The 14,540-nt window shown below is 36.0% G+C and carries 7 protein-coding genes and 1 pseudogene; 6 read left to right on the forward strand and 2 right to left on the reverse strand.

The genetic code is table 11. The features are described from left to right. The first annotated feature begins 32 nt into the window (after positions 1 to 32). The 5 genes and pseudogenes from ACXGSQ_RS06290 (at position 33) to ACXGSQ_RS06310 (ending at position 7,019) form a co-directional block, all read left to right on the forward strand. The gene (locus ACXGSQ_RS06290) at positions 33 to 1,208 is read left to right on the forward strand and encodes a 2-isopropylmalate synthase (protein WP_458628772.1); all 1,176 of its coding nucleotides are present in this window, start codon (positions 33 to 35) and stop codon (positions 1,206 to 1,208) included. 5 nt (positions 1,209 to 1,213) lie between these two features. Beyond that, complete coding sequence (leuC, locus tag ACXGSQ_RS06295; protein ID WP_458628773.1) at positions 1,214 to 2,596, forward strand: 3-isopropylmalate dehydratase large subunit; 1,383 nt, start codon at positions 1,214 to 1,216, stop codon at positions 2,594 to 2,596. A gap of 80 nt (positions 2,597 to 2,676) precedes the next feature. Next, entirely contained in the window at positions 2,677 to 3,267 is a 591-nt protein-coding gene (gene leuD / locus ACXGSQ_RS06300) for a 3-isopropylmalate dehydratase small subunit (protein WP_334465252.1), read from the forward strand. Positions 3,268 to 3,312: 45 nt separating this feature from the next. Further along, a complete protein-coding gene (gene leuB / locus ACXGSQ_RS06305; protein ID WP_458628774.1) occupies positions 3,313 to 4,431 on the forward strand; it encodes a 3-isopropylmalate dehydrogenase in 1,119 nt (372 codons plus the stop codon). Between the two features lie 9 nt (positions 4,432 to 4,440). Beyond that, positions 4,441 to 7,019: pseudogene (locus ACXGSQ_RS06310) on the forward strand (phosphoenolpyruvate carboxylase). 175 nt (positions 7,020 to 7,194) lie between these two features. On the opposite strand, the gene ACXGSQ_RS06315 reads toward ACXGSQ_RS06310, so the two are convergent. Both ACXGSQ_RS06315 and ACXGSQ_RS06320 read right to left on the reverse strand, forming a co-directional pair. Next, positions 7,195 to 8,490: an ammonium transporter gene (locus ACXGSQ_RS06315; protein ID WP_458629328.1), complete on the reverse strand. Its 1,296-nt coding sequence runs from the start codon at positions 8,488 to 8,490 to the stop codon at positions 7,195 to 7,197. A 31-nt stretch (positions 8,491 to 8,521) separates the two neighbouring features. Continuing rightward, positions 8,522 to 9,553 (reverse strand): outer membrane beta-barrel protein, encoded by a 1,032-nt coding sequence (locus ACXGSQ_RS06320; RefSeq protein ID WP_458628775.1) that lies wholly within the window; start codon positions 9,551 to 9,553, stop codon positions 8,522 to 8,524. A 441-nt stretch (positions 9,554 to 9,994) separates the two neighbouring features. Between ACXGSQ_RS06320 and gltB the strand changes: the two genes are divergently transcribed. Then, positions 9,995 to 14,503, forward strand: a complete 4,509-nt coding sequence (gene gltB / locus ACXGSQ_RS06325; RefSeq protein WP_458628776.1) for a glutamate synthase large subunit — start codon at positions 9,995 to 9,997, stop codon at positions 14,501 to 14,503. Positions 14,504 to 14,540 lie beyond the last annotated feature (37 nt).

Consider the following 14,540-nt stretch of genomic DNA (forward strand, 5'->3'; position numbering starts at 1 on the left):
GTTAGACAATACTATAAAATATATTTTGATATATGTCAAATAACAACATACAAATCTTCGATACAACACTTCGCGATGGAGAGCAAGTTCCGGGTTGTAAACTCAACTCAGAACAAAAAGTAGTCATAGCAGAACAGTTAGATCAACTTGGGGTGGATGTGATTGAGGCAGGATTTCCGGTCTCTAGTCCAGGTGATTTTAAATCGGTAGAAGCAATTTCAAAAATTGTTAAAAATGCGACTGTTTGTGGATTAACTAGAGCCGTAGAAAATGATATAAAAGTAGCGGCAGAATCTTTAAAGTATGCTAAAAAGCCAAGAATTCATACAGGAATAGGAACTTCAGATTCACATATCCTTCATAAATTCAAATCGAACAGAGAGGCGATTATTGAGCGTGCTTTTGAAGCGGTAAAATATGCAAAATCATTTGTTGAAGATGTTGAGTTTTATGCTGAAGATGCCGGACGAACAGATAATGAATATTTAGCAAGAGTTTGTGAAGCTGCCATTAGAGCAGGTGCAACAGTATTGAATATTCCGGATACAACTGGGTATTGTTTGCCAAGTGAATATGGTGCAAAAATAAAATACTTAAAAGAAAATGTAAAAGGTATTGAGAAGGCTATTCTGTCTTGTCATTGTCATAATGATTTAGGCTTAGCAACAGCAAATTCTATTGAAGGTGTCATTAACGGAGCGCGTCAAATTGAATGTACCATCAACGGTATTGGTGAGCGTGCAGGAAACACGGCTTTAGAAGAAGTAGTGATGGTGTTAAAGCAGCATCCTTATCTTAATTTAGACACCAATATTAATACATCAATGCTATTCGGAATGAGCCAGTTGGTTAGCGATAGTATGGGGATATATACACAACCAAACAAAGCGATTGTTGGAGCAAATGCTTTTGCGCATAGTTCTGGGATTCACCAAGATGGTGTAATAAAAAATAGGGCAACTTACGAAATTATCGACCCTAGAGATGTCGGTGTTACGGAGTCGGCTATTGTGTTAACTGCAAGAAGTGGAAGAGCAGCCTTGGCTTACAGAGCAAAAAATGTAGGTTATGAACTGACCAAATTACAGTTAGATGATGTGTATGCAAACTTTTTGAGTTTTGCAGATCGAAAGAAAGAAATCAATGATAATGATATTCATCAAATTATCGAAACGAGCAATGTGTATCAACAAATAATTTCAGCATAAGATAGATGGGTAAAACATTATTTGATAAAGTTTGGGATTCGCATGTGGTCAGTACTATAGAAAATGGGCCACAAATATTATATATAGATAAACATTTAATACACGAAGTAACAAGTCCGCAGGCTTTTAACGAGTTAGAAGACCGTGGTATTCCTGTTTTTAGACCCAATCAGATTGTGGCTACAGCAGATCATAATACTCCAACACTACATCAAGATCAACCGATAAAAGATGCCTTGTCTAGAAAGCAATTGGAGCAATTATCTGAAAATTGTAAAAAAAAGAATATAACACTATACGAATTAGGGCATAAATATAATGGTATTGTGCATGTAATGGCTCCAGAGTTAGGGGTGACACAACCAGGCTTAACCATGGTCTGTGGTGATAGTCATACGTCTACACATGGTGCGTTTGGGGCCATTGCTTTTGGTATTGGGACAAGTCAGGTAGCGCAAGTATTTGCGAGCCAGTGCTTGTTGCTTACAAAACCAAAAAGTTTAAGAGTGACCGTTAATGGTAAGTTGAAAAATGGAGTTTTACCTAAAGATGTGATTCTGTATATCATTTCAAAATTAGGAACCAATTCTGGTACGGGCTATTTCTGTGAATATGCCGGAAACGTGTTTGAAGAAATGAGTATGGAAGGTCGAATGACGGTCTGTAACATGAGTATCGAAATGGGCGCAAGAGGAGGTATGATTGCTCCAGATGAAACGACTTTTGAATATGTAAAAGGTAGAGAATTTGCACCAAAAGGTGAAGAATTTGAGAAGAAAGTGGCCTATTGGAAAACCTTGCCAACAGACAGCGATGCTAAATTTGATAAAGAATACAGCTTCGATGCCGAAGATATAGCGCCAATGATTACATATGGAACGAATCCGGGAATGGGAATTAAAATTTCTGAAACGATTCCTGTAGATGAAAATCCATCGTTTAAAAAATCTTTAGCTTATATGAATTTTGAAGCTGGAGAAAGCTTGATTAATAAGCCTATCAATTTTGTGTTTATAGGAAGTTGTACCAATTCTAGAATTGAAGATTTTAGAGTCGCAGCCAACTATATAAAAGGCAAGAAAAAAGCCGCTAATGTTACAGCTTGGTTGGTGCCAGGAAGTAAGCAAGTAGAAACTCAAATTATTGAAGAAGGTCTAAAATCTATTTTTGATGACGCAGGTTTTGAATTGCGTCAGCCTGGTTGTTCGGCGTGTTTAGCAATGAACGATGATAAGATTCCTCAGGGAGAATATTGTGTGTCAACCTCTAATAGAAACTTCGAAGGTCGCCAAGGACAAGGTTCAAGAACGATTTTAGCAAGTCCTTTGGTCGCTGCAGCAACAGCTGTAGAAGGTAAAATTATAGATATTTCAAAGCAATTAAATTGATATGGTCCTGCAAGGTTTCAAAAACCTTGTAAGTATTTAAAATGAATTAAAAGAAAATACCCACTTTCGTGGGCGTTACTATGGAAAAGTTTACAACATTACAATCAAGAGCCATTCCATTACATATAGAGAATGTAGATACGGATCAAATTATACCTGCTCGTTTTTTAAAAGCAACAGATAGAGAGGGGTTTGGTAACAATGTATTTAGAGATTGGAGATATCATAAAGACGGAACAATTAATACGGATTTTGTGTTAAATGATTCAAAATACTCAGGAAGTATTTTAGTTGCTGGAGATAATTTTGGCTGCGGATCGAGTAGAGAGCATGCCGCTTGGGCTATAACAGATTTTGGATTTAAAGTTGTGGTATCTAGTTTTTTTGCTGATATATTTAAAGGAAATGCCTTAAATAATGGCTTGTTGCCAGTACAGGTCTCGCCAGCTTTTTTGAGTGACTTAATGCAGGAAATCGTGTCCAATCCAGAGACAGAATTAGTGGTTGATCTCGAAAAACAGACCATCTCAGTAAAAGATTCAGAATTATCCGAAAATTTTGAAATCGATGCCTACAAGAAAACATGTATGATCAATGGTTATGATGATATTGACTATTTGATTAATAATAAAGAACAAATTGAAGCTTTTGAAGCTCAAAAAATATATTAATAACTAAATAAGATTTTCGTTAATTCGGGAATTGATTTTTCTTCGATGAAATTAAATATAGCAATTTTACCAGGTGATGGTATTGGTCCAGAAGTAACGAATCAAGCTGTAAAAGCTTTGAAGGCGATTGCTTCAGAGTTTAATCACAATTTTAAATTTACAACAGCAGATGTGGGTGCTGTTGCCATTGATAAGCATAATGCTGCTTTGCCAGAGGAAACATTAGAACTTTGTAAAAAAAGTGATGCTATTTTATTTGGAGCTATTGGTGATCCTAAATATGATAATAATCCTTCTGCAAAAGTACGACCAGAACAAGGCTTACTGAAATTGCGCAAAGAGTTGGGATTGTATGCTAACATTAGGCCTGTAAAAGCTTATAAAACATTGCTAGATAAATCCCCTTTAAAGAAGCATATCATTCAGGGGACAGATATTTCTATTTATAGAGAATTGACTGGTGGTATTTATTTTGGTGAAAAACAGACGTCAAAAGATGGTGATTATGCTTCAGATTTATGTAGTTATTCACGTGAAGAAATAGAGCGTATTGCACATTTAGCATTTGTTGCTGCGGAACATAGAAATCATAAAGTGACGTTAGTAGATAAGGCTAATGTGTTAGAAACATCTCGACTTTGGCGACGTGTAGTTAAAGAAGTTGCGGAGCAATATCCAGATGTTACACTCGACTTTTTATTTGTAGATAATGCAGCAATGCAAATGATTTTAAACCCAAAACAGTTTGATGTGATTTTAACAGAGAATATGTTTGGTGATATTATTAGTGATGAAGCTAGTGTTATCGGAGGTTCTATAGGATTGTTAGCTTCAGCTTCAGTTGGAGATAAATATGCGATGTTTGAACCTATTCATGGCTCATACCCTCAAGCGGCCAATAAAGGTATTGCGAATCCGATTGCGTCAATTTTATCTGCTGCTATGTTGTTGAGTCATTTTGAATTACATAATGAAGCCGAATTAATTAGGTTAGCTGTAGAAAAATCGTTAAAATTAAACATTACAACACCAGATATAAATTCGGTGGTAAATACAGTGACGACCTCTAATGTTGGTGACTTTGTTGAAGATTTTATTTACAATCCAAAAGATACTAATCTCAATTTTAAGAATATCCATTTAGGGCAGTCTACAATAATATAATTTAAGATAATGTCCACACAACCAAAATTAACACGATTCAATCAAAATGTATTGTCTAAGTATCAGATATACAACAGTATATTTATGACCTTGCCTTTTGATGCGGTTACAAAAACAGGAGCGCTTTTGCCTTTGTTTCACGAAACCTGCCATAAAGGATTTGAAAATAAAGAGATCCTACAACAATCGTTAATACATTTTTTAAAAAATACCAAGCCAGACGCTCTTCTGAGAGTCAGGTGAATCTGTTATTTCGATTTATTCAATATATCGAAAGACAGGTCGTTTTATTCGATGCGATTGAAGATGCTGCTTTTCCTATTGTAAATAATATGGATGGTATCGGAACCTTGCGAAGTTTAAAAGAAACGGTTTCTGCTGATAATAAGTTGGAGACCCTTCGTAAATATTTAGAAGAATTTAAAGTGCGAATTGTTCTAACAGCCCATCCAACACAGTTTTATCCGGGTTCTGTTTTAGGAATTATTACGGATTTAACCGAGGCTATTCGCGAAAATGATTTATTAAGAATTAATGATTTATTGGCGCAATTAGGAAAAACACCATTTTTTAAGCACGAAAAACCATCTCCTTTTGATGAAGCAGTGAGTTTAATCTGGTATTTAGAGAATGTATTTTATAAGTCCTTTGGAGGTATATACGATTACATTCAACAGAATATATTCGATGGTGAACAAATAGAAAACAATATTATTAATATAGGTTTTTGGCCAGGAGGTGATAGAGATGGAAATCCTTTTGTAACACCAGAAATTACGCTAAAGGTTGCCGATAGATTACGACTTTCAATTATTAAAAATTATTATAGAAACGTAAGGCAATTAAAGCGGAAGTTAACGTTTCAAGGAGTCGAAGATCGTATGGGTAATTTAGAGCGTGAGCTTTATAGTATTATTACAAATGAAGCTTCTGATTTAACGTTGAAGACTTTTGTTTCAGAATTAAAAGCGGTGAAACAAATTGTTATCGATAAGCATCAGTCTTTATATGTTGATGAGCTGAATAGTTTAATTAATAAAACTCATTTATTCGGATTTCATTTTGCGAATTTAGATATCAGACAAGACAGCCGAAAACACGAGCAGTTTTTTAATGATATGGTAAATGCGTTGCTTGAAAATGGAAGTGACATCTTTCCTAAAAATTATCACGATTTACCAGAACGTGAACAAATTAAAATTTTATCTAAAGTTGAAGGTTCTGTAGATTTATCTCTAATTAAAGATGAAGAAACTTTAATGGCTTTAGAGACGATTAAGGCTATAAAAACCATTCAAGAAACCAATGGGGAGCAAGCTGCAAACCGTTATATAATTAGTAATAACCAATCGACTTTACATGTCATGCAATTGTTTGCGATGTTAAAATTAGTGGCATTCCAAGACGATTTAACAGTGGATATTGGACCGTTATTTGAAACTATTACCGATTTAGAGAATGCTCCAAAAGTGATGGAGGAGTTGTATTCTAACCCTGATTATGCGAAGCATTTAAAAGCAAGAGGTAATAGGCAAACCATTATGCTTGGGTTTAGTGATGGTACTAAAGATGGTGGTTATTTAATGGCAAACTGGGCCATTTATCAAGCTAAGGAAAATTTAACCAGAGTATCTAGAGAACATGGTATCAAAGTAATTTTCTTTGATGGACGTGGTGGGCCACCGGCACGTGGTGGCGGAAAAACGCATAATTTTTATGCGTCTTTAGGTCCGACAATAGAAGATGAAGAAGTACAATTAACCATACAAGGTCAGACGATAAGTTCTAATTTTGGAACTTTAGAATCTGCACAATATAATTTAGAGCAGTTGATTAGTTCTGGTATTGGTAACAGTTTAAGTGATGCCGATTTAAGCATGCAGCCAGAAAACAGGGAGGTTATGACGGACTTGGCAAATCGCAGTTATGAGGCGTATGCGAATTTTAAAGCGCATCCTAAATTTATTTCGTATTTAGAGCATATGAGTACGCTTAAATATTATGCGAAAACAAATATTGGTAGTCGTCCGTCTAAAAGAGGTAAATCGGAAGGTTTGGTGTTTGAAGATTTAAGAGCGATTCCTTTTGTAGGATCTTGGAGTCAATTGAAGCAAAATGTACCAGGCTTCTTTGGAGTAGGTACAGCATTGAAGCATTATGAAGATATTGGTGAGTTTGATAAAGCACAGCATTTGTTTAAAACATCTGCGTTCTTCAAAACGTTGATTGAAAATAGTATGATGTCTCTGTCTAAGTCTTTTTTCGACTTAACACGTTATATGTCTGAAGATGAGGAATACGGTGAATTTTGGAATGTAATTTATAAAGAATATGAAGTTTCAAAACGTTTGATTTTAAAACTTACGGGTTATAAGGAATTGATGCAAGAAGAGCCTTCTGGAAAAGCATCAATTGCCGTAAGAGAATCTATTGTGTTACCGTTATTAACGATTCAGCAATATGCTTTAAAGAAAATCCAAGAGCTTGAAAAAGCTGAGGTACGAGATGAAGAGCAGATTAAAATCTTTGAGAAGATGGTAACTAGGTCTTTATTTGGTAATATAAACGCGAGTCGTAATTCAGCATAAAAACAAATAGTTTGTAATATTATAAATCCTTAGTAGTTTTAAACTTCTGAGGATTTTTTTTGTGCAATTACTAAACTAAAGTAAAAAACCTTCAAAGTTAGACTTCGAAGGTTTTTATTCTAATAACTAAATTAATTATCAATTAAAACTTATGTGAAAGAATACAACACGTTAATTAGCGTTCTCTTTTTCCTGGATAAGCAATTTCACCATGTTCGGAAAGGTCAAGTCCAACAAGTTCTTCTTCTTCACTAACACGAAGCCCCATTGTAGATTTTAATATTTTTAGAATGATGAATGATAGCACAACAGACCATACGCCGTAAGCTAAAACACCTGTAGCTTGAGCTCCTAATTGGGTAAATCCTCCGCCGTTGAATAGGCCTATTCCTGTTTCACCATCAATTCCCCAAAGGCCAATAACAAGTGTTCCCCAAACTCCGGCAACACCATGAACAGAGGCAGCTCCAATAGCATCATCAATTTTAAGTTTTTTCTCAATAAATTCAATAGAGAATACAACAATAACACCTCCGATTAGTCCGGCTAGAATGGCACCTAAAGTAGACATGTTTCCGCAGCCAGCAGTAATACTTACTAAACCGGCTAAAGCTCCGTTTAAAGTTTGTGGTAGATTTGGTTTTCCGTACCAGATCCATGTCGTTATTAGTGCGCCTAAACCACCAGCTGCTGCTGCTAAATTTGTGATTAAAACAACATTAGATGCGGCGATAGAATCTGCACCTCCCCAAGCCAATTGAGAACCTCCGTTAAAGCCAAACCATCCTAACCATAGGATAAAAACACCTAAAGTTGCTAGTACTTGGTTGTGGCCTGGGATTGGCATTACTTTTCCATCGATATATTTTCCTATTCTTGGTCCTACCATATAGGCGGCAACTAAAGCTGCCCATCCACCAACAGAGTGTACAATTGAGGATCCTGCAAAATCAATAAAACCAAGTTCGGTTAACCAACCAGAACCTTGCCATTGCCATCCACCAGCAATAGGGTAGATTAATGCAGTCATTACGATTGAAAATATAGCGTAAGTTGAGTATTTTGTTCTACCTGCAATAGCTCCAGAAACTATGGTTGCGGCAGTTGCGGCAAACATCGTTTGAAATAATAAGTCAGCTCCTTCTCCTTGCATTAGGCCACTCCAGAAAAACCATCCGTTTGAAGTGTCACCATACATTAAAGAATAACCAACAAACCAATAGGTTAATGATCCTACGCAAATATCAAGTAGGTTTTTCATGGCGATATTGGCCGCGTTTTTAGAGCGGGTCATTCCTGTTTCAACAAGCGTAAAACCAGCTTGCATAAAGAAAACTAGGATTGCCGAGATCAGCATCCAAAGCATTCCCATGTCGCCATTTATAGCAGCAACTGCAGCTTCGACTTCAGTAGGTTCAGCAGCATCTTGCAATGCTGCTAGAGTTGGGAGTGTTGTTAAAAAATTATATATCATAATAATAGAAATTAGTTAGTGTTGTGATTTAGAATGTGTAGATAGCGGCTAAAGTAAAAGCACTTAGGCTGCTAGTTGCTAAGCCATCATTGTCGATAACATTACCATATATGCCTCCATCTGCATCAGTTAAAGAATCTAATCTAAACTCTGGTTTAATGATTAAGTTGCTATCTACGGTATAGCTACCTGTTAATGTAACTCCAAATACACTCGGGTAGTCAAAGTTGTCAACTTCACCATGTAAAGCAAAATACTCGCCTCTTAAGCCAATGCTAAAATCTTCAGATGTAGCATATTGTGGATATAATGCAGCACCATAAAAGCCACTTCCATCATTATCGTTGTAAGCTGCGTTGATCCCTAAGAAAAAGGCATCAGAAACATCAAAGCCACCTGTATAGTCAACTTCAAAACCTAATCCACCATTGTTTCCACTGTCATAGTAAAAATTTAAGAATTGACCAGAGTAGCCTAATTGCGCTCCAAATGAATATTCACCAGTTGTAGATGTATCATTGGTGTCCCAAGGATTCATAACGGCTAACATTAAGCTAAAATCATCAGATAAAGCAAAATCTGCTTTTAAGCCCATGTGTGAGAAAGGGCCGCTAGAGAATAGGTAAGATGTGCTATAGTTAAAGTTTGCTGCTGGGGCAATGACTTCGTATCCTAAAAATGTATTAAAACGTCCCATGGTTAAGGTTGTTTTTTCTGAAACATTCCAGTAAACATAGGCTTGGTTGACGATACCATCAACAATATCATTGCTAAATGTAGCGGCTCCACCTCTTGGTCCTGTAACTAAATCTAGAACAGCACCTACTTTGCCGCTTTCATAGCTAGCGATGATGTTTCCCATACCAAAGGCAAAACCTGATTTATCTGCGAAAGCTGTACCAAATGTTGCACCAGCATCATCAGGCGCAGATATGTAGGTTTGGTAATAAGCGTCAACACTTCCGCTTACTGTAAAAGACTTTTCTTTAGTCTCTTCTGTTTCTTGAGCCGTTAAAACTACTGACATCGCAAGTAGTGTTAGAGTAAAAATTTTTTTCATAATGATGAATTTAATATAGTTAGTTCGTTTCAAATCTATATAATCTTTATTTATACCCTATTAAAATGTGGGGTTAAAAAGTAATTTTTATGAATATGTAATTTTATACCCTATAAATTTTAGGGTTAAAATTAATTTAAGCTATATTTTTGTTATATCGATAATTGAGGTTTTAATAATGTTCATCAAAATGAGTATTTTGATGAGTTATTTTTAATGTTTAATTGCTTTTTTGGTTGTTTTCTTACTGTAGCTTGCTTTTTGTTGATTATTTCTTATTGTTGATTTGATATTTAGACGTCGTGTTAATTAGATTTCCCGCAATCATTTCAAGGCTTATTGTGAATTCTTGAAAAGTGTTTGTGCTTTTTTTTATATCAAACCTAAGTGCATATATTAGAGGAGTAATAAGGTGTGAAAGCCTTTAAAACTTTCTGAATTATGCTTAAGAAACAAGGACTCTATTTACCAGAATTTGAACACGAAAATTGTGGTGCAGGTTTTATATGTAACTTAAAGGGAGAAAAGACAAATCAAATTATACACGATGCACTAGAGATTTTAGTAAAACTAGAGCATCGCGGTGGAGTAAGCTCTGATGGTAAAACCGGTGATGGTGCTGGTTTGTTAATAGATATTCCTCATGCTTATTTTAAAAGAGTATGTGGGTTTAAAGTGCCTGTTAGAGGAAAATATGCTGTAGGTATGGTGTTTTTGCCTAAAAATAGAAACCAGTACAAATTTTGTAAAGATACTTTTGAGAAAGAAATAATAGCTCAGGGTCTTTCTGTGATTGGATGGCGAGAAGTTCCTGTGGATTCAACACAACTCGGTGAAATAGCATTGGCGTCTGAGCCAAATATTGAACAGCTGTTTGTTGGAAAATCAAATGAAGTTTCTGAAGCTGATTTTAAAGCAAAATTGTACGCAGCACGAAAAATAACAGAACATACGGTTAGGAAATCTAAGATGTCGCAAAGTTCTTATTTCTATGTGTCCAGTTTGTCAATGAACACACTTATCTATAAGGGGATTATTATGCCTGAAGATATTGGGGCGTATTATAAAGATTTACAAGAATCAGATTTAGTAACACGTTTGGCCTTAGTGCATCAACGATTTTCAACAAATACAATGCCTACATGGGAGTTGGCACAGCCATTTCGATTTATGTGTCAGAACGGAGAAATCAATACGCTTCGTGGAAATGTGAGCAGAATGCGTGTACGTGAGGAGATTATGAAGAGCGATGTGTTTGGGCCACAAATTGAAAAATTATTTCCAATTATCTTACCAGGAAAATCCGATTCAGCATCTATGGATATGGTTGTGGAATTGTTAACGCATACTGGACGTTCATTGCCAGAAGTCATGATGATGATGATTCCTGAAGCATGGGAAAAACACGCAACAATGTCACCAGAACGTAAAGCTTTTTACGATTATAATGCTTGTATCATGGAGCCTTGGGATGGACCTGCTTCCGTACCGTTTACAGATGGTAATTATATAGGTGCCTTACTCGATAGAAATGGTTTAAGACCATCGAGATATACCGTGACTAAGAGCGGAAAACTAATTATGTCTTCAGAAATTGGAGTGGTAGATATTGCTCCAGAAGATGTAGAAAGTCATGGTCGTTTAGAGCCAGGGAAAATGTTTTTAGTAGACATGAACCAAGGTCGGATTATTAATGACGAAGAAATAAAAAGTAAGATTGTTAGAGAACGACCATATCAAGAATGGTTAGATAAGACCAGATTGCACTTAAAAGATATTCCTTATACAGGTGAAACATGTCCAATTGAAAATTTAGATATTAAAACAAGACAGCGTTTATTTAATTACACGTTTGAAGATATTCAAGAAGTTATTACGCCAATGGCTCTAAAGGCTAAAGAAGCTTTGGGGTCTATGGGGACGGATACTCCATTAGCGGTTTTGTCTAATAAACCACAACTGATTTCTAACTATTTTAAGCAATTATTTGCTCAGGTTACCAATCCTCCTTTAGACGGTATTAGAGAGGAGATTGTAACTGATATTAGTTTGTCTTTAGGTAAGGATCGAAATATTTTTAGTATTACAGAACGACAATGTCGAAAATTAAAAATTCAGAATCCCGTAATTTCAAATGACGATTTAGAAAAAATACGACACATTTCCGTTGAAGGGTTTAAAGCCGAAACGATTGAAATTTTATATCAAAAAGATAAAGGTCTTAACGGACTCGAAGATGCTTTGGATGACATTATTATTCAAATTGAAAAGGCATTAGCTCGAAAAACAAATATTATCATATTGACAGATAGAGGTGTTAGTAAGGAGATGGCTCCAATTCCATCGTTATTGGCGTGTTCTTATGTTAACCACCAGTTGAATCGTTTGCGTAAGCGTTCCTATTTTGATATTATTATTGAATCGGCAGAGCCGCGTGAGCCACATCATTTTGCGACCTTATTTGGTTATGGAGCGAGTGCTGTAAATCCTTATATGGTAAACGAAATTATTCGAATCCAAGTCAAAGAAGGCTTCATTACAGGTATAGATGAACAAAAGGCGGTGGATAATTTCAATAAAGCCATTGGAAAAGGTATCTTAAAAGTGATGAATAAAATCGGAATTTCTACACTTCACTCTTATAGAGGTTCTCAAATTTTTGAAATCGTCGGTTTTAATTCGCAATTCGTAGAAAAGTATTTTCCTTATACAGCTTCAAGAATAGAAGGTATTGGTTTGTATGAAATTGAAAAAGAGATTGATAAACGCTATAAGTATGCTTATCCAGATATTGAAATAGATAAACGTTTGGGGTTAAATATCGGTGGTGATTACAGATGGAGACGTAATGGTGAAAAGCATTTATTTAATCCAACAACCGTTGCAAAATTACAACAAGCGGTTAGGTTAAGTGACCAAGCGAGTTATGACGTGTATGCAAAAGCTATTAACGAACAATCAGAAAATTTAATGACCATTCGAGGGTTATTTGAATTTAATAATATCGATCCAATTCCTATTGATGAAGTCGAACCTTGGACTGAAATTGTAAAACGGTTTAAAACAGGTGCCATGTCTTATGGATCCATTTCTCGTGAAGCCCATGAAAATTTAGCCATTGCGATGAATAGAATTGGAGGAAAATCTAATTCTGGTGAAGGAGGAGAAGACCGAAGACGTTTTCAACCCGATGTGAATGGAGATAGCAGGAATTCTGCCATTAAACAAGTGGCTTCGGGGCGTTTCGGCGTAACGTCTCATTACTTAACCAACGCTAAAGAGATTCAAATAAAAATGGCTCAAGGTGCAAAGCCTGGAGAAGGTGGTCAATTGCCTGGTGAAAAAGTATTGCCATGGATAGCTGCAGCACGGAATTCGACACCATTTGTAGGTTTAATTTCACCACCACCACATCACGATATTTATTCTATTGAAGATTTAGCACAATTAATTTACGATTTAAAAAATGCGAATCGTGACGCTAGAATTAATGTAAAATTAGTATCCGAAGTTGGCGTTGGTACCATTGCGGCTGGTGTAGCAAAAGCAAAAGCAGATGTGGTACTTATTTCAGGATACGATGGCGGAACAGGAGCCTCTCCTTTAACTTCGCTTAAACATGCTGGTTTACCTTGGGAATTGGGTTTAGCGGAAGCACAGCAAACTTTAGTACTTAATAATTTAAGAAGTCGAATTGTTGTTGAATGTGATGGGCAATTAAAAACGGGTCGTGATGTTGCGATTGCGGCATTATTGGGAGCAGAAGAATTCGGATTTGCAACGGCGCCTTTAGTGGCTTCAGGATGTATTATGATGCGAAAATGCCATTTAAATACTTGTCCTGTTGGAATTGCAACCCAAGATAAAGAGTTACGTAAAAACTTTAAAGGGACACCAGAGCACGTTATTAATTTCTTCTATTATATAGCAGAAGAATTAAGACAGATTATGGCAGAACTCGGATTTAGATCTATGGCAGAGATGGTTGGTCAGACGCATAAAATAAATGCAAATAAAGCCATTAAACATTATAAAGCTAAAGGTTTGGATTTGTCTTCAATTTTGCATCGACCAGCATCATACAGTAAAATGCCGGTGAAGAATTCAGAAAAGCAAGATCACAATTTGGATAATGTTTTAGATTTTACCATTCTTAAAGATTCACATCGCGCATTGTACCGTAAGGAGCAAATGTGTTTGTCATATCCTATTAAGAATACAAATCGTACGGTTGGAGCTATTGTGAGTAACGAAATTTCAAAAATATATGGACATTTAGGTTTGCCTGAAGATACTTTAAATATCAATTTTGAAGGTTCCGCTGGTCAAAGTTTTGGAGCGTTTGGAGCCCATGGATTGACGTTTAAGTTAGAAGGAAATACTAATGATTACTTAGGAAAAGGCTTGTCTGGAGCTAAGTTAATTGTCAAAAAGCCTACTAAAGCAAGTTTTAAAGCGGAAGACAATATCATAGTTGGTAATGTTTGCTTATTCGGGGCGGTTGAAGGGCAAGCGTATATCAACGGTATTGCGGGTGAACGTTTTGCAGTAAGAAACTCGGGTGCAACAGCTGTTGTAGAAGGAGTTGGGGATCATTGTTGTGAGTATATGACAGGTGGAAAAGTGGTTGTTCTTGGTAAAACAGGACGAAATTTTGCAGCAGGAATGAGTGGAGGAATAGCCTATATCTACGATCCTGAACATCAATTTGTCAACGGCTTGTGTAATACCGAAACGATAGAATTTGAAAAGATTTTGAAGAAAGATGCTAATGATTTAAAAACACTAATTGAAAAGCACGTAAAATTTACAGATAGTAAACGAGGTGCTGCATTATTAGCGGATTGGGAAACAAGTTTGAAAAATTTTGTTCGCGTGATGCCAATAGAATACAAACGTGCTTTAAAACGTTTAGAGACAGAAGAACAAATGGTTGAAGAATTGGTGTGAGCTAAGGGAGACGATAAAAGTGATAACACAATTAAAT

Source organism: Winogradskyella sp. PC D3.3 (genome assembly GCF_054366245.1).

Excerpts from the sequence above, each read along its gene's own strand:
- ACXGSQ_RS06290 (WP_458628772.1), top strand. The coding sequence starts at position 33 with ATGTCAAATAACAACATACAAATCTTCGATACAACACTTCGCGATGGA.
- leuD (WP_334465252.1), top strand. The coding sequence starts at position 2,677 with ATGGAAAAGTTTACAACATTACAATCAAGAGCCATTCCATTACATATA.
- leuB (WP_458628774.1), top strand. The coding sequence starts at position 3,313 with ATGAAATTAAATATAGCAATTTTACCAGGTGATGGTATTGGTCCAGAA.
- gltB (WP_458628776.1), top strand. The coding sequence starts at position 9,995 with ATGCTTAAGAAACAAGGACTCTATTTACCAGAATTTGAACACGAAAAT.
- ACXGSQ_RS06320 (WP_458628775.1), bottom strand. The coding sequence starts at position 9,553 with ATGAAAAAAATTTTTACTCTAACACTACTTGCGATGTCAGTAGTTTTA.
- leuC (WP_458628773.1), top strand. The coding sequence starts at position 1,214 with ATGGGTAAAACATTATTTGATAAAGTTTGGGATTCGCATGTGGTCAGT.